Genomic DNA, 21,823 nt, shown 5'->3' on the forward strand with positions numbered 1-21,823 from the left:
TAAAATTAAATACTCTTAATTTTAATTGATTGAGGTGGCTCAATGTTATTGATTATTTTTGGTATACATTTATTGACTAAAAATGGCTCACTTTAGTTTAGCAGTCACATGTGCAGCTATCTCTATTTTTGTACTCTTTTTTACAAAACAATGCAATTAGAATAAAAAATGGTACTGACACCCATGACTTAAGTCATGGCCATCAGTACCAAAAATTATATTTTATACTAGTATTTGTCTTAGAAAACACCTTATATAAGTAATTACTACTAAAAAGTAGTTGTGAAACAATCTATTTTTAGTAACTTTGCCGCCGCGCAAACTCATCAAATTTAAACTGATCTGGCCGATGCTTGCTTAAAGTATGTTGAAATTGGGTCGTATCCGTTAAGTATGAATTACTTTCAACTTGAATAACTCGATTTTCATCAGCTGGTAAATCAGGCATTAATTCGCGATCTTGGGAAGACAAACGCGGACAAGTAATTTGTTTCTCCGAATAACCAATTTGCAAATTTAACTCATGTTCAATATAAGCATACAAAGATTGACTGGCAATTTCACGCGTTAAGCCCGGAATTACGTCAACTGATAAGTAGTCAATATCAATAATACTGGTTAAGCCATTAATAATTCGGACCCGCACAATATGGTAAACTTCACTATTTAAAGCAAACCCCGTTAATTTGTGGAGCGGTTCATCAACTGAAATGATTTCAAAAGTTTTTACCAATGTTTGGGTATCTAAATGTTGAAATTTTTTAATTTCTTGATAACTTGTCAGCCCGTTTAATGGAAAAGTACGTAATTTATGTTGTAAAACTTGTGAGCCCCGACCTCGTTGTTTTTGAATATACCCTTCAGCTTCAAGGGCTAGGAGGGCCTTACGCACGGTATCACGCGAGCAATTATGGCTAGTAGCCAAAGTACTTTCACTTGGTAAAAAGCTGTCAGCGGGATATTTTTCATCAAGAATGGCATCTTTTAATTCTTGATAAAGCTGTTTATATAGTTCAGCCATTACGACCTCCGATTCGATATTTTAACTATATATTAGTATAACCCATGTTGTCATTGCTACGGGCATACAACATTAACTTTCACTCAATTGGGTTTAGTGGTGAAAAATTATTAAGATACCTGCCGAGGAAGGTAGTGCTATGTTATTATTAACAATGTATATCTTGTGAAATACCAAGCGCTTTAATTAAATTTAGATAGTTTTGCATTAAATGAAGGGTTATACTTGATTAATAAACCGACTTTGTACAAACATGTGCAAAACTATTGAGTTTAACGATGATAAAAGTATTTAAAATAATTAGTTAAAAATCACTGTTTGCGATAATCGCAAAATAGTCAAAGGAATTGGCCTATGGAAAAAGCAGTTGAAAAAGTAACCTATGAAATTTATATCAAGTCGTTTTATGATAGTAATGATGATGGAATTGGTGATTTAGTTGGCGTGACAACCAAACTGAATTATTTAGCACGTCTAGGGGTTGATGCCATTATGATTGATGGCTTATTAGTTGACCCCGATCAAGCATTGAATGCAAGTAGCCACTTTAAGCAGATTAATCCGGTGTATGGCACGGTTGCTGATTTTGATGAATTAGTTGCCCGCGCCCATCAGTTAAATATTGAAGTAGGCATTAAATTCTCAATCAATCATACCGCCCTTGATCACCCGTGGTTTCAAGCAGCCACAACGGGTGATGCAAAGTATCTAAACTATTATTTGGTGAGTCCGCAAGCGCAAATCAGTGAAAATCCGAATCAGCATTGGTTACCATTAGGGACAACCGACCATGATTACTTACATATTGGTAATGCTGGTGAAGCTGATTTGAATTGGCGGAATCCAGATGTGATTAATGAATTCAAACAAATTTTTGAATTTTGGATTGAACACCAAGTAAGTATTTTTCAATTACAAGATGTTGAGTTAATTGGTAAGGACTTGCAGTTAAATACGCCGGCGGCACTAGCGGATTTAGCAACTTTACGTCAACAATTAGTCGTTGAATATTTGGATTTACTCGATAATGAAGTCTTTCAACGCTTCCCGCAAGTCTTAGTAATCATCGAACAGTTAACGCACGCAAGTGCCCGCACAAGTTTTAAGAAAATTTGGGCTAAGCCTAATTTCGTAACGTATTCAGATACGCACTTACTAGTTGATTATCAAAAAGACGATCGATGGACTTTAGTGCCCTATGATTTTGAAGATTTACGGCATGTCATTCACAGCGGAGGGGTGGCCCATCAAACCGTCTTACGCCAATCGGTGTTATTTTGGGATAATCCAGAACAATCACGGGCGTTAAATCGCTTTATTCTACAACCAGAGTATTATAAGGATGGGGCTAAGTTATTAGGGATGATTCTCTTAGCTGGCCAAGGCGTACCAATGTTGTATATGGGTGAAGAAATTGGCATGGAAGATTCTGCCTATACGCATATTGGGCAATATCATGATATTGAAACCCAAGCCGCCTATGCAAAATTATTGGCCAAAGGATATACCGAAGAGCGGGCATTTGCTGTGGTTCGGAATCGAAGTAGTGATAATACGCGGGTTCCAATGCAGTGGGATGCCAGTGAATTTGGGGGCTTTTCAAATGTCAAACCTTGGTTAACCCCGGGAGAATATGAGCAAACCAATGTCAGTTATGAGATTGAAAAAGATGATAGTGTCTTTACTTTTTATCGTAATATGATTGCGTTGCGGAAGCGTTCCTTGAGTTTAAAGTATGGTGAATACCAACCGGCATATGAACAAACCCCTGAATTATTCGCGTTTATTCGGCACTATGGTAATGAGAATCTCTTGATTTTAGCACACTTTGGGAGTGATGATGCCACGATTGAGTTACCAGCCGATACTGAGGATTGTGAAGTATTATTAAGTAATTACTTTACGACTGAATTGAAGCAAAAGTATCGATTACGACCATACGAAGCTTTGATAATTAAATATTAAATTTAGAAATCCACTAAAGAATTATTCTTATTGTGGATTTTTTATTTGCATTATCTTTTATCACGTGATAAAGTTTTATCAGATGATAAAGTTTATCGCTTGATAAAGAAAGGAACGTTATGGCTAACAAAGATGTGCGGCAAGATATTTTGAGTGTTGCAACGACGTATTTTATGCAGGAAGGCTACAATAGTACTTCAACGCGCCAAATTGCTGATCAATTGGGAATTAAACAACCAGTTATTTATTATTACTTTAAAAATAAAGTGAATTTATATCGTGAAGTATTGACGAGTTATTCAGCCGAGATTGGTGAAACATTAACCGTCATTGCCCAAAAACCTGGGAGTGTGGCAGACCATCTGACGGCCATGAGTTTATACCTAGTTAACGAAACACACATTAACCTTGGGCAAATGATGCATGATGCGCTTGAAGTTTTTGGGAATGAAGATCATGCCGAAATGTTTCGCATGTGGCATCAAAGTTATTTTGCGCCGTTTGAAGGGGTTTTTGCACAAGTTGAAAATGTTCGAACAGATATTCCTTTAAGTAATATTTCACGCCACTTTCTTCGGATTTTGACGGCCTATTTAAGTGATAGTCATATGCCAACGTCAGATCAAGAGATTACTGAAACAGTACAAATATTTTTGCGCGGGATAAGTGCATAGGAGGAAAAGTAACATGTTTTTAGCAATTAAAGAAATTAAGCATGAAAAGCTCCGGTATGCTTTAATCACGGGGATGATTATGCTAGTAAGTTACTTAGTATTCATCTTGTCAGGGTTATCATCTGGATTACAAACATTAAATAGTGCCGCCATTGATACTTGGGGTGCTAATGCGATTGTCTTAAATAAAGATGCGCAATTGAGTTTGCCACAATCAGTGGTTAACACACCAGATGTCAATAAAGCAACTGCCACGGGTGGTGCTAAGTTAGTACAATTCGGTGGATTGGTTAAAGATACCGCCGGCCACAAAGAATCGGTCCAAGTTATTGGAATTGACCAAAAAGAATTTATCTACAAAGGTTTAAAAATTGAAAATGGGACTAAGTTAACTGCTGATAACCAAGTTGTGGTGTCAGATAACTTAAAGGTTGATGGTTTTAAGCTTGGTGATAACATTAAATTTGCCAATACCAATATCACAGCTAAAATTGTTGGTTTTACTAAAAACGCTAATTTAAATATCGCCCCCGTTGTTTATACAACGATTGCTAATGCGCAAAAGATTACCCAACGACCTGGTGTTGTTAATGGTGTGGTCTTTAAAGATGCTAAACCCAATGTAAGTAATTTACACACTAGTAAAGTCTATGCAATTAATGATTTTGTTAATGCATTGCCAGGTAACAGTGCTCAAACAATGACGTTTAACTTTATGATTGGTTTCTTGATGGTAATTATCTTAATTGTGATTACAATTTTCTTGTATATTTTAACGATTCAAAAATTACCTAACTTTGGGGTCCTCAAAGCCCAAGGGGTTGCGACTAAGTACTTAGTTAAAAATACCTTGTTCCAATCATTTTTAATCGCGGTTATCGGAGTTGGGATTGCGGTTATTTTAACAACGATTACCGCGTTAATCTTACCCGCGCAAGTCCCAATCTTCATTTCAGCAAGTTATGTTGCCGTAACTGCAGTATTAATTATTGTTATGTCACTCCTTGGATCACTTATTCCAATTCGTGAAATTGTAAAAGTTGACCCATACACTATGATTGGAGGCTAACCGATGGCTAACTTAGAATTAAAGAATGTTTCAAAAGTATACGGATCAGGCGTTAGTCAATTAACCGCCCTTAATAAAGTTAACTTTGCTGCTCATGAAGGGGAAACCGTTTTGATTGTGGGCCCATCTGGTTCAGGTAAGACAACGTTTCTAACGATTGCTGGTGGTTTGCAAACACCTTCAACTGGGGAAGTGTTGATTAATGGTAGTGGGTATTCATCAACTAATAAAAATGAGCAAAGTGCATTACGGCTAAATAAAATTGGCTTTGTGTTGCAAGCATACAACTTGGTCCCATTTTTAACGGTGGCGGAACAATTTGAACTCGTTGATAAAGTAAAACAAAACAACATGGCAGCTGAACGCTTTGAAGGGGTGTTAGATACATTAGGGATTAAAGATTTATTAGCTAAATACCCAAAAGAATTATCAGGTGGTCAACGCCAACGGGTGGCCATTGCCCGGGCCTTGTATGCTGATCCAGAATATATTCTTGCTGATGAACCAACCGCAGCCTTAGATACTAATCGGTCACTTGAAGTTATGAGTTTGTTTAATCAATTAGCGCACAAGTACCAAAAAGCGGTCATTGTTGTAACGCATGACCAACGGTTAGAAGAAAAAGCAGATAAAGTTTACCAAATTATTGATGGTCAAATGAGTCTGTTAAAGGACAAAACCGAATAAGTACGAGCTGTGACAGAAGTCAGGCGATATCGAGAAATACACTAAATAAGTCCCTTGAAGAAAAATCTTCAGGGGACTTATTGGCGTATTTTGGCAGTAATTTAGTACTCGAAAAGTGTTATGTTACAATCTCGCGTATTATATTTTGACAATATAGCTTTAAAGGCGTAGTGTAGATATCATTAATTGAACTAATAGGGGATTAAAAAATGAAAAAAATTGTTATTTTAGGTGCCAATGGTAATATTGCCCAATTTGTGAGCGCCGCCTTAGATCAAACGGGTGAATTTGAAATCATTAAGACTAGTCGGCATGCTAGTACAGATGTTACGGCGCTTGATGTTCTTGATCAAGCCGCAGTTACGGCGTTTTTAACGGCACAAGGGGGGAGTCAAATTACGGCCGTATATGCCAATTTAGGTGTACATGGCCATCAAGTCGCTGCTGCTAAGAGTGTCGTTAATGCGATGCACGCCGCTGGAGTTAACCGTCTCTATTGGGTAACAACGGCAGGGATTTATGGTGAATTTTCAAAGGCAACCCGTGAAAAATGGATTGATGTGTTAGGTGATCCCAGTGATCCAACTACGTATTTTGGTGAACAAGCAGTGTCAGCTAACGTAATTGAAGCAAGTGACCTTGATTATACCTTAATTCGACCAAGTGCCCTAACAGATGATGCTGGAAATCAAGCTATTTATGAACAAAGCGATCATGAATTAATCCTTGGTGGACCAATTAGCCGGCAAACAGTAGCAGAATGGCTTGTGGCTGCTTTGCACGAACCACAAGCATTTAGCCGCAGTTCAGTCGCCTTATCAACTAAATAGCATAAAAAAAGAGCTGTAGTACAGCTCTTTTTTGTTATAAATAGTGATGGTAAATGTTAATCTAAACTATCTTCCAGCATTGTGGTAACTTTTTGTTTCTTCATTAAATGATCAAAATATAAAATACCAAGTAAACCAATTACTGTGCCGATAACTAATGAGATAATCCGGAAACCAACCAAGCTATCAGGAAGGGTTGGGACCGCACACTTGAATAATAGTAAGGCGACTGGTGTTGTAAAGAAATTCCCAATCATGTAGTTATGGCTAATCGTGATACAAATGATGCCAAGACAGAGGATTGCAAGAATGGCTAAAATAAGTTCGTCATGAATGTAGAGGTAGGCCAATAACGATAAGGCACACCCAATAATGGCCCCACCAACGTATTGCATTTGCCGTTGGCGGGCATGAATGATATTTTCAGCTTGTAAGACTGCCACAGAACCAATTAACATCCAGTAGTAATTAGGGAAATGCAAGCTAAAACCAATGAAATTAGCGATAAAGCCAAAAACACCGTAAATTAGACTCTTCGTCGCAATTTGTAAATCAGCCGCTTGAAAATTAAAGTGTAATTTAAAGGTAAAGTGCTCTTCACGCATAATTAGCGCTTCAAGAATTCCCAAAATTAATGAAGTTGCCACCCCAATATATGCCCACATAGACATGGTAATGACTTGTTCAAATGGGTAACGGTGTAAGCTTGAAAGCATTCCGTTAATAATCATTAAAAAGAAGGCACCAGGACCAATGAATTTGTTCCCAGTTAAGACATACTGAACTACGTAAGCTAACAAACCAATCCACAATAGGCTAAGCCAAGGAACGGTTGACATTACGGCACTGATTGGGAAACTAATGACACCAATAAATGAGACCAGAATCATTTGACTAAAGGTTTTCTCAGCATTGGCGGGAACATAATACATAAATAAAAGGGTCCCAAAGGCGCCCATTACCCCTAACCAGTTGTTGTGTAATAGAAAACCAATAATCAAGGGGAAGGCAATATTGAGCATCCCAAAGCCGGCATGCGCAAAGCTTGCTTTTGTAAACATAAAATTCCTCCAGATATCCAAATTCTTATAGTTTAGCATAGGGATTTAGGACATATCAATTTAAATTAATACGTTTAATAATTTAATGATTATGTTATTTTAGGATAATAAAAAAAGCGTGCCCAAGAGTGGATACACGCTTCTTTTTTTAATTAATTGATTTCGTAATCTTTTAAATTCAACGTTTTTTGCTTCTTCATTAAATGATCAAAGTACAGAATTCCTAATAATCCAATCGTTGTCCCAACCACAATGGCTAGTAATCGGAATTCAATTAATGAATTACTGATATTGGGTAATGCTAATTTGAATAAGATTAATGCAATTGGGGTCGTAAAGAAATTCCCAATCATATAATTACGGTTAATCGTTAGGCAAATGATACCAAGTAAGATAATGGCAATGACTGAAAGGACGATGGGCTCGCTAACAACTTCATAAATGCCCCAAGCAAATAAACAACCAACAATTGCTGCCACGACATAATCGAATTGTCGTTTACGGGCATGGACAAAATTTTCTCCTTGCAGCACTGAAATTGCTCCGACTAAGAACCAGTAGTAGTTTGGTAAATGGAAACTGTAGCCGACAAAGTACGCAATAAAGGCAAAAATGGCATAAACTAAACTTTTAACAGCAATTTGCAAGTTGTCAGCTTCAAAGTTTAAATCAAGGTTGAAACTCAATGGTTGACCCATTAATTTTGGTTCAATGATGCTAAAAATGAATGATAAAACGGCCCCGATAATGGCATAAACAGCTAACATTAAGGTAAAGTGCATTGGGAAACGGTGTAAAGTCGCTAACATTCCATTAATCATCATTAAGAAGAACGCGCCCGGACCAATGAATTTACCGCTTGTCAGGGTGTATTGAATCAAGTAAGCTAATAAACCAATCCAGAGCACACTAATCCAAGGTACACTTGCTGTTAGCGCACTAATTGGGAAACTAATAATTGAAATACCAGTAACTAGTACCATTTGGGTAAAAGTACGTTCGCGATTGACCGGCACATAGTACATAAAAATTAATGATCCAAAGGCGCCCATGACCCCTAACCAATAATTGTGAATTGCCATCCCAATAAATAAGGGGATGGCAATATTGAGCATCCCAAAACCGGCATGTACGAGACTTGCTTTTGAAAACATAAAACTCCTCCGAAAAAATCAAATTTTAACATCCTAACATATTTTGTGGATGCTCAGCAAGTTAATTTAAAGATGTCAGGTTATATACTATAAAAATACCAGTTTCTTAAGGAAAACACAAAAAAGCCAACGTCCGAGGACATTGGCTTTTTTAAAGATATATTAGTTATTGTGACGCATTTCAAGTTCAATTTCTTCCAATGATTTACCACGAGTTTCAGGCACGAGGTACTTAACGAAGAAGATTGAGATGAAGGCAAAGATACCAAAGACCCCGAAAGGACCACCCACGTTGTTGTGGAAGACGGCAAGCAATACCAAGAAGAATTGAGAAACGATGAAGTTACCAATCCAGTTAGCAGCAGAACCAATTGATGAACCAACTCCACGAACTGCAAGTGGGAAGATTTCACCGATAAGCAACCAAGCAATTGGGCCCCATGAAATGGCGAAACCAAAGATGTAAGTAGCGATAAGAAGCATAGTAGGGATGGCAGCAGTCTTAACATCAACCGTGTAGTTAAGAATAGCTAAAACGGCAAGTGAAACAGTCATCACGATTGAACCAAAAGTAAGAAGTGACTTACGGTTGTATGAATCCATGATCATTGTTGCAAGAATTGTAACAACGAAGTTAACGATACCGATACCAATTGAGATCCAGATGGCGTTTGAAGCGTCAAAACCAAATCCTTTAATGAAAACTTGAGGTAAGAAGTAGATAACTGAGTTAATCCCAACTAATTGTTGTAAGAACATGATACCAACAGCAACGATAACGGCTGGACGAGCGAAAGTGAAAAGTTCTTTTAAACCACCTTTTGGTTGCTTTAAGATTTCACGCATTTCAGCTAATTCAACGTTAACATCTTCACCGTGTTTAGCACGAAGGTGTGTAAGAACGGCTTTAGCTTCGGCTTCTTTACCGTGAGCCATTAAGTAACGTGGTGATTCTGGTAATAATAAACCACCGACAAACAATGCAATGGCTGGGATCAAGGCTGAGCCAAGCATCCAACGCCAGTCAGTAATCCCAAGTAAGTTGTGACCAAGGAACCCGAGGTTTGAAACGTAGGCAAGTAAAATTCCTAAAGTAATCATCAATTGGAATAAAGTACCAAGAGATCCACGGAATTTAGCAGGTGCAAGTTCGGCAAGGTAAGCAGGTGTTAAAGCTGAAGCAGCCCCAACCGCTAAACCAAGGATGATACGTGCAAAGACCATCATTGCAAAGCCAGTAGCTGAAGCAGTTAGAAGTGAACCAGCCACAAAGAATAGAGCTGCGATGATAAGAAGCTTTTTACGACCAAATTTGTCAGCTAAACCACCGATTGAAAGCGCACCGGCTGTAGAACCAATCAACACTGATGAAGTGATGAAACCAGTTTCAGCAACTGATAAATGGAATGAGTTTTCAATAAGTGGTGAAGCACCAGAAATAATACCTGTATCAAAACCGAAAAGCAGACCACCAAGGGCCCCGAAAATAAAAATAAACATAACGTTAATCTTCATAATAATAATTCTCACAATCTATAATCTAATAATATTTATCTGTAGTTTGAAAACGTTTTTTGTAAACGCTTTCTTTCAACGTCATTTATCATAGCAAGGTTAAATTAATTGTGCAATAGCCTTATTTCACGTTAATGAAAACCCTTTCATAAGAAATGCCTAGAATACTGATTTTTGCTATATACAATTTAAAGTAAAAAAATTTTTAAATATTGGAAAAAAGTTTTAAGTTCTTAAACGAATCACGTTATAAGTTAAGTTAATATTAGTTTATTTATTGTAAATTATCATTTTATGGCCACGAATCGGTGGACTTTTGGCATAGCAGCTATTAAAACGTAATATTAGTTATTTCAATATAAATAATCATAAAAATTATAATTAACGTAATAAAGTTATTATGTTCACAAATAAAAATTACGTAAAATACCAATTAATATGCAGAAAGTATTGATTTTCAATATCAATGAGTTATACTTATTGTGAAATGTAGAACAAACATTTAAAGTAACGATAATCCAAAATCTAGTATTTAATCAAAATAATGAGGTAGTCCTATGTTAGCTAATATCGATATTAACTTAAAAAATTTACGTGTATCGAAACACTTATCACAGCGCCAATTAGCTGAAATGCTTGGCATCAATCCCTCAGCCATCTCGGCGTGGGAATCAGGGCGAAATTTACCTAAATATGATCATATTGAAAAACTGGCCGCAATTTATGAGATTGATGTTAATCGCCTTTTTGGGGATGATATTATTCAAATCGGTGATATTTGTTCGATATATAAGGAATTAAGTACTGTTAAGAAGGAACAGCTCTTTATTTTTGCTAAGAAATTAATGGCTGCTGAATAGCGGTAGTGTAATTAAAAATTAAAAAAAGTCGATGGTATCTTTGGCGCCATCGACTTTTTTATACTATAAAAAATTTTTATCAGGATATTAGGACAGAAATAACCCGTAGATTTATAAATTAAAGTTCTTATGGTATTGAAAGTTAAACATTGTTGGTATCGCGGATAAGTTTAAAATATCGTTAAAAATAAATTAAAAAATAGTGAGGGATTAAATCAGGTATCATAGATGTTTTTTGAATTAATCATATAACGTTTTATATACGTGATACAAACCATAAATCTGTGTTTTGTTAGAGGATTGAAATAATTAATTGGTGAAAAGTTTAGTAAAATTAAAGGATACGATTAATATTTAAAACCGTTTAAATAAAATAAAAAAATTAAGAAAATCGTATACAAGATGGAGGATGGTATGAAGAAGGGAACAATCTTAGTCGGTATCGCCGTATTACTGACGACGACTGTGGGAACGCCACTAAGTGCGGTGCATGTTAAAGCTGCCCGTACTGGGGTTGATTGGTCATTAAATAATGGACGCGGTGCTTATTTGGGTTATGGCTCAAGTAGTGACGCCTTTATGGTTTCACAAGTGGGAGGGGTTGTTGGTTGGAATAGCAACGGTACACCACGGATGTATGAACAATCATCTTATCGGCCCCAAGTATCTAGTGCCCTTGCTCAAGGCAAAGCTGCGCACACTTATATTTGGTTTGAAGTTGGTGGGGATACGCGCTTAGGTGATTTAGCAGTGCAACACTTTTTGTCAGAAGTTACCACGCCAAAAGGTTCAATTGTCGCCCTTGATTATGAATCTGGGGCTAGTTCAAATGTGATTGCTAATACCGCCACAATCATCTCAGCAATGACGATGATTAAAAATGCGGGTTACACGCCAATGTTATATAGTGGGGTCACTTATTTCAAAAATTATGTGGATGTCAATGCCGTGGTCCAAAAATTTGGCTTTACCATATGGGATGCCGATTATCCTTTGAATGGGGCAGTGTATAATCCACCAATGTGGTATATGACAGCTCAAAGTGGGTTTAGAATGCCATATATTCCAGGACTTGCAATTTGGCAATTTACCTCAACTTATGGTGGTAAGAGCTTAGATGGGAATGTTGATTTAACGGGAATTACTAATAACGGTTATGGTCAAAATTCAATTGCTAATTATAATAATACCGCTTTGATGGGCACAGCGATGACTACGGGCGCTGTTAACGTACGACAATATTCAAATACGTATGCTAACGTAATTGGTGGATTGAGTGCTAACCAAAGCGTTAATATTACGGCCCAAATTTCGAATGGGGAACCAGTATATGGAAATGCTAATTGGTATCAAATTGATAATGGTGGTTGGGTTTCCGGTTCATTCTTAACCAATATTAATGCGGTCCCTGCGGCTGGAGTTGCCTCAGCTCGCGATCAATTACAACAAACAATTATTACTGGTTTACCATATACCGCAGATAAATATACTGCTGCGTCATATGCTATCTTGCAACAAGCAATGAATGATGGTCGTAGTATTCGTGATAACGCAGCATCAACACTGGCCCAAATTCAAGCGGCTATCGCTAGTATCCAAGCAGCCATTATTCAGCTAAAAGCATCCCCAATTACGCCAGATATTTGGCAAGGGTTACAAGATGACATTATCAATGCTTTGGCGTTTAATAGCGCTGACTATACGCAACAGTCAATGGCTGCTTTAATTACAGCAATCGCTAATGGACGCAATGTCCGTGACAACAGTCAATCACCACTAGATTTCCAAAACGCGATGCAACAACTTGAACAAGCGATGAATAATACCGTGCCTCAAAGTGCATGGAATAATTTGCAAGCATCAATTATTAAGGCCTTGTCAGCCGATCAAGATGATTATACGAGTGCCGCTTTTGCTAATTTACAAACACAAATTGCCAATAGTCGGGCGGTCCGTGATGGTGTCAAATCAACGACTAATGATTTCCAAAATGCGCAAACTAAATTAGATGCAGCCATTGCGGCCACAACGGTCATTGTAATTCCTAAAGCCGTCTCAGATGCTTTACAAGCAGCCATTAATGCGGGTAGTCAATACACGGCACCATATTACAGTGCTGCGTCATTTGCGAACTTACAAACAGCGCTTACCGCGGCTAAACACGTTATTAGTTCAAAAACAGCCAGTGCAACTGATTATCAAAATGCAACGCAACAACTCCAAGCGGCGATGGCCAACATTGAACGCTTACCAATTACAATTGATCCGAGTGTAAAAAGTGCCTTAACTAATGCGATTAATGCCGGTAGTCAATACACGGCACCATATTACAGTGCAACGTCATTTGCTAACTTGCAAACCGCCTTGCAAAATGCACGGAATGTGCAAGGTTTCTGGGCCTCATCACAAGCACAATATCAAAATGCGACACAACAACTCCAAGCGGCGATGAATAACATTGAACGTTTGCCAATTACGATTGATCCGAGTGTGAAAAGTGCGTTAACTAGTGCCATTAATGCCGGTAGTCAATACACGGCGCCATATTACAGTGCAACGTCATTTGCGAACTTGCAAACCGCCTTGCAAAATGCACGTAACGTGCAAGGCTTCTGGGCTTCATCACAAGCACAATATCAAAATGCGACACAACAACTCCAAGCGGCGATGAATAACATTGAACGTTTGCCAATTACGATTGATCCGAGTGTGAGAAGTGCGTTAACTAGTGCCATTAATGCCGGTAGTCAATACACGGCACCATATTATAGTGCAACGTCATTTGCGAACTTGCAAACCGCCTTGCAAAATGCACGTAACGTGCAAAATTTCTGGGCTTCATCACAAGCGCAATATCAAAATGCAACACAACAACTTCAAGCGGCGATGAGTAACATTGTGCGCTTGCCAATTACGATTACACCAAGTATTCGGGCTGGGTTAGCTGCGGCAATTAAAACCGCCCAACAAGCGCCAAACTTACGTAATTCTGTGAGCTTACAACAAGCTTTACAAAATGCGCAAAATATTCAAAATTTTTGGGCCTCATCACAACAACAATACCAACAAGCAACACAACAATTGCTTAACGCTTTAAAAGGTATGTTTTAAATTAAAAAAACTCAAAACCAATCGCTTTTGAGTTTTTTTAATACTAATGGTTGCTATAAGGTATTAATCTTTGTTAAGATATCTTAATATTGACTTAAACATAGAAAGGTAAGACTTATGGAACATCAAGTTACAGAAAAACATAAATTTGGTTTATTTGCGCTTATTTTATTTGGGATTAATGGGATTATCGGGACAGGTATTTTTTTGATGCCAAGTCAGGTATATAAAATTGTTGGTAATAGTGGTATTTTAGTAGCTATTATCGATGTAATCTTAGTGTTAACGATTGCGCTTTCGTTTGCTGACATGAGTTCACGGTTTCATGCTAATGGCGGTGCGTACTTGTACGCCAAAGAAGCTTTTGGTGGCTTTGTGGGCTACATTGTGGGCTTTATGACTTATTTAATTCGGATGATTGCTTGGTCAGCGATGATTGCAGGACTAACTGCGGCTTTAGGGAGTACTTTTCCGATTTTGAGTTCAAATTTTGCTAGTCACGCATTTTCTTTTTTATTAGTAGCAGGGTTAACCATCCTTAATTTAATGGGGGTTCATTTTATGAAAGCCCTCAATTCAATTGCTACGGTGGCAAAATTAGTACCTTTATTTTTATTCATTGCGATTGGAATCTTTTTCTTAAAGCCGGCCAATTTAACCCCCTTAGTAAGTCCCCATTTAAATTTTGGGACTTTTGGATCAGCTGCTGTGCTATTGTTATATGCGTTTACAGGATTTGAAACGATGACAATTGCTTCGGAAAACTATCGTAACCCTAGTAAGAATGTGCCCCGAGCGCTGATTATTGCAATTGCCGTGGTGGCTTTTGTTTACATTTCAGTGATTGCCGTTTCAAATGGGATTTTAGGTAGTGCAGTTGCCCATTCAGCCACACCAATTCAAGATGCCTTTCGAGCAGTTGGTGGTGAATGGGGGTATGCATTAATTGCGGCTGGAACATTAATTTCAATGTTTGGGATTGTGGTGCACGCCTCGTTTGAAGCGCCCCGAGCTGGTCAAGCAATGGCGCAACAAGGTGCTTTACCTAAGAAATTGGCCCATGTTAATAAACAAGGAATTCCGACATATGCAGTTATTTTAACTGGTATTTTAACATTGGCATTAACCTGGTCAGGTCAATTTGCGGTCTTAGCACAAATGTCAGTGGTCGCACGCTTTGTGCAATACTTGCCTACGATTTTAGCGGTAATTTATTTTTACTTTACTAAAAAAGGTCCACAACCTGACTACAAATTACCGTTGGGACCAGTTATTCCAATGGTTGCTTTGGTTTTGAGTATTTGGTTGTTAAGTCAAGCAGAACACAATTTATTATTATTTGGCCTCTTTGGTATTATGGCCGCAATCGTGTCATATTTTGTCACGGGTAAGTATAAAAAATAAATGCAATAAAAAACACCATCCATGGATGGTGTTTTTTTAATAGGTTGTACCGGTTTCATTTTGATAATTTACGACAATAGCGGCAAAGATAAAGACATAAAATAAGATTACTAATACAATGGCAATAACTGAGAAAATAAAGGCAAATAGGCCGGCTCGATTCCAAGTCTTTTGAACTGCTTGGAAAGTTTTAACATCAGAATAATTGCCGTTAATCCAAGCCCATTCATTCCCCTTAATACCACAAACAAACGCCCAAATAATGTTAAAAAACGGAATTAAGCAAAAGAGGGTTAAATAACTTTTATTACCAATACCCCAATAAAAGTTAAACATAAAGGCCCCCCAATTCCAGCTTTGAACACCTTCAGGGATATAGCGATAGGCGGCGTCATCATTAGGCATACTATATTCAGGTTGTGGATCTGGCTTTGGTTCAGTGGCCTCTTTTTCAGGGACTTCCGTAGCATCCACAAATTTGATGTTAGTTGCTGGTGTTGGTTGGACAGCATCTGGATGTGATTGTTGGACTGGTTGGGTTGGATCAACTTGTTGCATAGAATCCATTGGTTGGATTGGATCGCCACCGTTCATAATAATGTTCCTCCATATAAATTAAATTATAGACTCATCGTGGATTTTAACATAAATTTAAAATTCGTGCATTGATAATGCTTTCGAATTAATTATGCTTCAATTATTTATTAAAATAAGAAAAAGTGAACACATTTTTGGTAAAAATCCTTGGTATAGTAAAGGTAACTTAAAAACATTTGATTTTCGGGGGATAATTTAAATGACAAAATTACTTAAATTTTTAGGGGTGTTGGGGGTAATAATCAGTATTTTTACCGGCATGTTAATTAGTAACCAAGTTGTAAATGTGCAGGCAGATACGGTCTTAACTGCGGTCAATGCAGCCCGGCAGGAGCAACATATGGGTGATAATCGAAAGAGTGTTGGGCAAGCAGATAAGAATAATTATTTTGAACGCTATGGATTATATATGTTGGTTGGCGCAATTATTTCAATTTTACTCATGTTTGAATATGTTGAGCATCGCCAACGCATTTAGTAAGGCAAACAATTGCTTCTGAAAATAAAAATGATAAAACGATTAAAAAATCATTGCTTTTTGCTATGTTTTTTGTTAATTTATTGTTAATTTATTTTTGGAGGTGTTATATGGATAAAAAATTGACGAAGAAAGATTATCTTTATCTTGGTTCTATGTTGTTCGGCCTTTTTTTTGGTGCTGGTAACTTAATTTTCCCAGTTAATATGGGGCAACAAGCCGGTGCCAATATTTTACTTGCTAATTTAGGTTTTTTAATTACTGCGATTGGTTTGCCATTTTTAGGAATTATTGCCGCAGGGATTTCAAAAACCAACGGATTATTTGATATCGCTTCACGAGTTAACCGGAAGTATGCATATATTTTTACGATTTTACTTTATTTAGTAATTGGGCCATTTTTTGCGTTACCACGATTAGCAACAACTTCTTTTCAAATTGGGGTCGTACCATTTGTTGCACCACAACAACAAGCTTTGGTATTAGCTATTTTTAGTATTGCTTTCTTTTTCTGTGCATGGCTATTAGCCCTCAAACCAAGTAAGTTACTGGATTATGTGGGTAAATATCTTAATCCCATTTTTTTAATTTTATTGGCAGTTTTACTAGCCATGGCATTTATTCATCCCCTCGGCCAAGTTAGTCATGGTGCCGTGCAAACGCCATACACTACCCAACCGTTCTTCACCGGTTTCTTACAAGGATATAACACGTTGGATGCCTTAGCATCATTAGCATTTGGGATTATTATTGTTACGTCAATCAAAGAACGTGGTGTACAACGACCTGGGGCAATTGCGGTGGATACGTTTAAATCTGGGGCGGTTAGTATCATTTTGATGGGAATTATTTACACATTACTTTCATACTTGGGGGCGATGAGTATTGGCCACTTTAAGCTTAGTGCCAATGGTGGGATTGCCTTAGCCCAAGTATCTCAATACTACTTAGGTACAGGTGGTAGTATTCTATTGGCCTTAATCGTAATTGTGGCGTGTTTGAAAACCGCGGTGGGATTGATTTCAGCTTTCTCGCAAACATTTGTTGAATTATTCCCGAGCTGTTCTTATGTAATGTTTGCCACAGTGGTCAGTATCTTGCCAGCAATTTTCGCCAATGTTGGATTAACTAATATTATTACGTATTCAGTGCCAGTGTTAATGTTCTTATACCCATTAGCGATGACATTGATCATTTTGACCGTCTTCAGTCCATTGTTTAATAGTGATACGCGCGTTTATCAAGTGACCACATATTTAACGTTGATTGCCGCATTTGTTGACGGATTGAAAGCAAGTCCAGCCTTTATTAGCCATGCAGAACCAGTATTAGCGGTGACGAATTTTGCTGATCATTACTTACCGTTTGAAGCAATTGGGATGGGATGGATTGTCCCAGGAATTGTGGGCGCCATTATTGGTTTAGTATGGTGGGCGAGTGTTAAAAAAACGGGCTTTTTAATGAACAAAGTTAACTAACTAACAAAAAGTTAGAAGTTTCGTTTGACAAATAAAATTTTAATTGCTAACATATTGAAGTACTACTAAATTAAATAAAAGTCTTCGGGGCAGGGTGAAATTCCCGACCGACGGTGATAACGCAAGTTAAAGTCCGTGACCCGCTATTAAGCGGTTGACACAGTGAGATTCTGTGACCGACAGTTAAAGTCTGGATGGGAGAAGACAACAACAACTACACGACCAGTGGGCTCTTTGTGAGCTTTTCATTGGTAAAGTGTCGTTTGTTTGCATATGAATTCCCATGAATGCCCCCGGCGCCAGTGCGCCAGGGGCATTTTTTTGCCTCCAACTTAGAATGGAGAAAACATGCAAGATTATGAATACATGCAGTTAGCAGTTGATGCTGCTCAGCAAGCCCAATGGCGGCCGTGGAAGAATCCGCGTGTCGGGGCGGTGATTGTTAAAGACGACCACATTTTGGCAGTGGGTTATCATCATCAATATGGGGATGTCCATGCCGAAATTGATGCCTATCAGCAAGTCGCGGATAAACAACAATTAGTCGGGGCAACCATTTATGTCACCTTAGAACCATGTGCCCATACTGGTAAGCAACCATCATGTGCCACGCAAATGTTGGCATGGGGCCTACAACGCGTGGTGGTTGGCCAAATTGATCCTAATCCATTGGTGACTAAGCATGGCGTTGAACGTTTACGTGCTGCTGGGGTTCAAGTTGATATTTGGCCGATACCAGTCAGTGAAGCGATTAATCCAGCCTTTCACTATTTCTTTACCCATCAATTACCATACGTCACCTTAAAGGTGGCTCAAAGTTTGAATGGTAAAATCACGGCGGCTAGCAATGAAGCCACCAAGATTACTTCAGCGGTGGTAGATGAAGATAGTCACACGCTACGTGCTTATCAACAAGCCATTATTATTGGCAGTACGACGGCCTTGGTTGACCAACCAAGTTTAGCCGTCCGCCATGTGCACACACAGCACCAACCTTTACGGGTGATTATTGATCGGCGTGGGCGGTTGGTGAATTCAGCTGCAGTCACCCAGGATAATACGTTGATTATTACTGAAAATGCGGATTTTGCAACTCAAGCGGAGCAAGTTAGTTATTTAAAAGTAGTAACACCGCAAACGATTTTACATTTGTTAGGTCAACGTGGTATTCAAGCGGTGCTAGTTGAAGGGGGTAGTGAGTTACATGCAGCCTTTGTGCAAGCTCACGCTTATCAAGAAATTATTGTGTACCAAACGACCGGGCTCTTACCAAATACCGGCGTATCAAGTTTTGGTACGGCTGATAGCATGACTGACTTGGGAAAGATTAAAAACGTTAAAGTAATTGATAACACCCTTAAAGTCACCATTAAACGGGAGGAAGCATAATGTTTACGGGAATTGTTACAAATGTTGGGCGGATTACCCGTTTAGTGCGTAAGCAACATGAAATGCAAATGGAAATTACGACTAAAACTGACTACTTTGCCGATTTGACGATTGGTCAAAGTGTTATGACTAATGGTGTATGTTTAACAATTACGGCTAAGACAGCAACATCAATGCAAGCGGATGTGATGATGCCGACGTTTGATACGACGAATTTTAAATATTTAAAAATTAATGATCAAGTCCACCTTGAAAAAGCCCTGCTCGCGAACGGCCGGTTTGATGGGCATGTAGTGATGGGCCACGTTGATGGTGTCGGTAAAATCACGAAAAAACAATTAGTTAGCCAAACATTATGGTTAGAAATTTATGCGCCAGACCAGATTAGCCAAATTGTTACTAAAGGATCGATTGCGATTGATGGTATGAGCTTAACCGTCGTTAAAGTTAATGGACCGCGCTTTACTGTCGCGTTAATTCCGCACACTCAAGATGTAACCCTATTAGCAAGTAAGCCAATTGGGGCTGTGGTAAATTTGGAAACGGATATCTTAGCGAAATACTTATTACGAGGAGTAACGAAATGAATACAGAACAATTAGCCAGCGTTACACGGGTAAAAAATGCGCTCGCAGCTATGAAACAAGGACAATTGGTAATTGTGGCCGATGACGCCCAACGCGAACATGAAGGTGATTTAATTGGTTTGGCCGCGTTTGTTAGTGATGCAGCGGTGAATCAAATGTTGACGCTTGGGCGAGGTTTGTTATGTGTACCAATGTCAGCACAACGGGCCAATGAATTAGCATTAACACCCATGGTAAGTGATAATACCGAAAAGTTTGGGACTAAGTTTACGTTGAGTGTTGACCACAAAGATACCGTGACGGGGGTTTCAGTGGCTGATCGAACGATGACGGTTAAAGCTTTGGCGGATGGTCAAAGTGTTGCAGCTGATTTCGAACGGCCCGGCCACATCTTTCCATTAATCGCGGATGATGGAGGTGTACTAGTACGACCAGGACACACTGAAGCAGCCGTTGATTTAGCTAAGTTAGCTGGCGTACCACCAGTAAGCTACATTATTGAAATTTTAAATCCCGATGGGACGATGGCGCGTGAAGCTGAATTAGCAACGATCGCTCAGGACAATGGCTTAAGCCAAATTTCAATTCAAGATATCATTACTTATCGCCAAGTGACAGCTGATGTTAGTTTACAACCGGGTCCAACTGTTAAGTTACCATCTGATCATGGAAATTTTAATTTAACCGCCTTTCCTAACCCAGTCGGGGAACCTGATTTGTTAATTGCTAGTCAAAAGGTTAGTGCGGGAGTACCACTTGTGCGGATGCACTCAGAATGTTTTACAGGGGATGTCCTGGGATCACAACGTTGTGAATGCGGCCCCCAATTACATGCTGCGTTAGCCGCGATTGATGCAGAAGGTGGTTATGTCGTTTACTTACGTCAAGAAGGGCGTGGGATTGGATTAGCCGCGAAGTTACAGGCGTACACGTTACAAGAAGGTGGCTTTGATACTTATGATGCAAATACCTTTTTAGGTCATCCAGCGGATGCACGGACTTATGAGCATGCTGCCGCAATTTTAAAAGCCCAGGGGATTACCCAAGTCCGGTTATTAACTAATAATCCGGAAAAGATTGCTGATCTTGAACAACACGGAATTGAAGTTGTTGAACGGGTGCCACTACAAGTTGGTAAAAACGCTAATAATGAGGCGTATTTAGCCACGAAAAAAGCCAAATTTAATCACATGCTGTAATAAGCGGAGGCAACTGATAAGGCCAGCACGTTTAAATAGCGTGTGGCATTATCGGAAATTACCAAGTAGTAACATACATTAAAAATAAAATAAAAACCAATATTAGGAGAATTTATTATGCACGAAATTACAGGATTATACACTAAAAAAGATGTTAAGGTAGCAATTATTGCAAGTCGTTTTAACTCATTAATCACTAACGAATTAATTGGTGGGGCCCAAGATACTTTAGTTCGCCATGGGGTGGCTGATGACGATATTACCTTGATCTGGGTACCTGGGGCCTTTGAAATTCCTTCGGTCGCTAAGAAAATAGTTGCTAGTGGTGCGTATGACGGGGTGGTTACGCTTGGGGCCGTTATTCGCGGTGAAACAGCTCACTATGATTTAGTAATCAATGAAACTGCTAAGGGGATTGGTCAAGTGGCCTTAGAGAGTGATATTCCAGTCGTCTTTGGTGTAGTTACAACTGATACTTTAGAACAAGCACAACAACGTGCTGGTGCGAAAGCCGGTAATAAGGGTGGTGAAGTTGCCACGGCCTTACTTGAAATGATGAGCTTAGCAGATCAAATTTAATACGCTATCCATGAAGGGAGCGTGACAGAAGTCGGGCGATATCGAGAAATACACTAAAAAGGGGTTGTGACATAACTACCTCTTAAATAAAAATTCCAGATGGAAATGAGTATCATTTCCATCTGGAATTTTTTTATTTTGAAAAAAGTGAATAAATTAGCGAGC

The 21,823-nt window shown here is 38.6% G+C and carries 19 protein-coding genes and 1 riboswitch; of the genes, 14 read left to right on the forward strand and 5 right to left on the reverse strand.

Going from position 1 to position 21,823, the window contains the following annotated elements:
- Nucleotides 1–298: 298 nt before the first annotated feature.
- Nucleotides 299–1,021: a trehalose operon repressor gene (gene treR, locus LQZ76_RS08640; protein ID WP_230099323.1), complete on the reverse strand. Its 723-nt coding sequence runs from the start codon at nt 1,019–1,021 to the stop codon at nt 299–301.
- A gap of 354 nt (nt 1,022–1,375) precedes the next feature.
- Between treR and LQZ76_RS08645 the strand changes: the two genes are divergently transcribed.
- From LQZ76_RS08645 to LQZ76_RS08665, 5 genes are all read left to right on the forward strand, one after another.
- Nucleotides 1,376–2,986 (forward strand): alpha-amylase family glycosyl hydrolase, encoded by a 1,611-nt coding sequence (locus LQZ76_RS08645; RefSeq protein ID WP_230099324.1) that lies wholly within the window; start codon nt 1,376–1,378, stop codon nt 2,984–2,986.
- Nucleotides 2,987–3,105: 119 nt separating this feature from the next.
- Nucleotides 3,106–3,660, forward strand: coding sequence for a TetR/AcrR family transcriptional regulator (locus LQZ76_RS08650; protein ID WP_230099325.1), 555 nt, complete (start codon nt 3,106–3,108; stop codon nt 3,658–3,660).
- Nucleotides 3,661–3,673: 13 nt separating this feature from the next.
- Entirely contained in the window at nt 3,674–4,729 is a 1,056-nt protein-coding gene (locus LQZ76_RS08655) for an ABC transporter permease (RefSeq protein WP_230099326.1), read from the forward strand.
- A gap of 3 nt (nt 4,730–4,732) precedes the next feature.
- Nucleotides 4,733–5,416: an ABC transporter ATP-binding protein gene (locus LQZ76_RS08660; protein WP_230099327.1), complete on the forward strand. Its 684-nt coding sequence runs from the start codon at nt 4,733–4,735 to the stop codon at nt 5,414–5,416.
- A gap of 209 nt (nt 5,417–5,625) precedes the next feature.
- Nucleotides 5,626–6,246 (forward strand): NAD(P)H-binding protein, encoded by a 621-nt coding sequence (locus LQZ76_RS08665; RefSeq protein WP_230099328.1) that lies wholly within the window; start codon nt 5,626–5,628, stop codon nt 6,244–6,246.
- 56 nt (nt 6,247–6,302) lie between these two features.
- Here the strand turns inward: LQZ76_RS08665 and LQZ76_RS08670 are convergent, their stop codons facing one another.
- From LQZ76_RS08670 to LQZ76_RS08680, 3 genes are all read right to left on the reverse strand, one after another.
- Nucleotides 6,303–7,307 (reverse strand): FUSC family protein, encoded by a 1,005-nt coding sequence (locus LQZ76_RS08670; protein WP_230099329.1) that lies wholly within the window; start codon nt 7,305–7,307, stop codon nt 6,303–6,305.
- A gap of 152 nt (nt 7,308–7,459) precedes the next feature.
- Nucleotides 7,460–8,461 (reverse strand): FUSC family protein, encoded by a 1,002-nt coding sequence (locus LQZ76_RS08675; protein ID WP_230099330.1) that lies wholly within the window; start codon nt 8,459–8,461, stop codon nt 7,460–7,462.
- A 162-nt stretch (nt 8,462–8,623) separates the two neighbouring features.
- Entirely contained in the window at nt 8,624–9,976 is a 1,353-nt protein-coding gene (locus LQZ76_RS08680) for a sugar porter family MFS transporter (RefSeq protein WP_230099331.1), read from the reverse strand.
- 557 nt (nt 9,977–10,533) lie between these two features.
- Here LQZ76_RS08680 and LQZ76_RS08685 point away from each other — a divergent pair.
- The 3 genes from LQZ76_RS08685 to LQZ76_RS08695 all read left to right on the forward strand — a co-directional run bounded on the left by LQZ76_RS08685 (nt 10,534) and on the right by LQZ76_RS08695 (nt 15,351).
- Nucleotides 10,534–10,836 (forward strand): helix-turn-helix domain-containing protein, encoded by a 303-nt coding sequence (locus LQZ76_RS08685; RefSeq protein ID WP_230099332.1) that lies wholly within the window; start codon nt 10,534–10,536, stop codon nt 10,834–10,836.
- Between the two features lie 414 nt (nt 10,837–11,250).
- Nucleotides 11,251–13,947, forward strand: a complete 2,697-nt coding sequence (locus tag LQZ76_RS08690; RefSeq protein ID WP_230099333.1) for an SH3 domain-containing protein — start codon at nt 11,251–11,253, stop codon at nt 13,945–13,947.
- A 117-nt stretch (nt 13,948–14,064) separates the two neighbouring features.
- Nucleotides 14,065–15,351 carry an APC family permease gene (locus LQZ76_RS08695; RefSeq protein WP_230099334.1) on the forward strand — a complete coding sequence of 429 codons (1,287 nt, stop codon included), beginning with the start codon at nt 14,065–14,067 and terminating at the stop codon, nt 15,349–15,351.
- A 36-nt stretch (nt 15,352–15,387) separates the two neighbouring features.
- On the opposite strand, the gene LQZ76_RS08700 is transcribed toward LQZ76_RS08695, so the two are convergent.
- Nucleotides 15,388–15,756, reverse strand: a complete 369-nt coding sequence (locus LQZ76_RS08700; RefSeq protein ID WP_230099341.1) for a ribonuclease G — start codon at nt 15,754–15,756, stop codon at nt 15,388–15,390.
- A 391-nt stretch (nt 15,757–16,147) separates the two neighbouring features.
- On the opposite strand from LQZ76_RS08700, the gene LQZ76_RS08705 reads away from it, so the two are divergent.
- The 6 genes from LQZ76_RS08705 (at nt 16,148) to ribH (ending at nt 21,658) form a co-directional block, all read left to right on the forward strand.
- Nucleotides 16,148–16,426, forward strand: coding sequence for a hypothetical protein (locus LQZ76_RS08705; RefSeq protein WP_230099335.1), 279 nt, complete (start codon nt 16,148–16,150; stop codon nt 16,424–16,426).
- Between the two features lie 110 nt (nt 16,427–16,536).
- Entirely contained in the window at nt 16,537–17,904 is a 1,368-nt protein-coding gene (gene brnQ / locus LQZ76_RS08710) for a branched-chain amino acid transport system II carrier protein (protein ID WP_230099336.1), read from the forward strand.
- A gap of 76 nt (nt 17,905–17,980) precedes the next feature.
- Nucleotides 17,981–18,114, forward strand: a riboswitch (FMN riboswitch).
- Nucleotides 18,115–18,252: 138 nt separating this feature from the next.
- Nucleotides 18,253–19,293 carry a bifunctional diaminohydroxyphosphoribosylaminopyrimidine deaminase/5-amino-6-(5-phosphoribosylamino)uracil reductase RibD gene (gene ribD, locus LQZ76_RS08715; protein WP_230099337.1) on the forward strand — a complete coding sequence of 347 codons (1,041 nt, stop codon included), beginning with the start codon at nt 18,253–18,255 and terminating at the stop codon, nt 19,291–19,293.
- Nucleotides 19,293–19,880 carry a riboflavin synthase gene (locus LQZ76_RS08720; RefSeq protein WP_230099338.1) on the forward strand — a complete coding sequence of 196 codons (588 nt, stop codon included), beginning with the start codon at nt 19,293–19,295 and terminating at the stop codon, nt 19,878–19,880. The genes ribD and LQZ76_RS08720 overlap by 1 nt, the downstream gene beginning before the upstream one ends.
- The gene (gene ribA / locus LQZ76_RS08725) at nt 19,877–21,079 is read left to right on the forward strand and encodes a GTP cyclohydrolase II (protein WP_230099339.1); all 1,203 of its coding nucleotides are present in this window, start codon (nt 19,877–19,879) and stop codon (nt 21,077–21,079) included. The genes LQZ76_RS08720 and ribA overlap by 4 nt, the downstream gene beginning before the upstream one ends.
- 117 nt (nt 21,080–21,196) lie before the next feature.
- Nucleotides 21,197–21,658, forward strand: a complete 462-nt coding sequence (gene ribH, locus LQZ76_RS08730; RefSeq protein WP_230099340.1) for a 6,7-dimethyl-8-ribityllumazine synthase — start codon at nt 21,197–21,199, stop codon at nt 21,656–21,658.
- Nucleotides 21,659–21,823 lie beyond the last annotated feature (165 nt).

The sequence above is a fragment of the Periweissella ghanensis genome, from assembly GCF_918814755.1.
GTDB classification, from domain to species: domain Bacteria; phylum Bacillota; class Bacilli; order Lactobacillales; family Lactobacillaceae; genus Periweissella; species Periweissella ghanensis.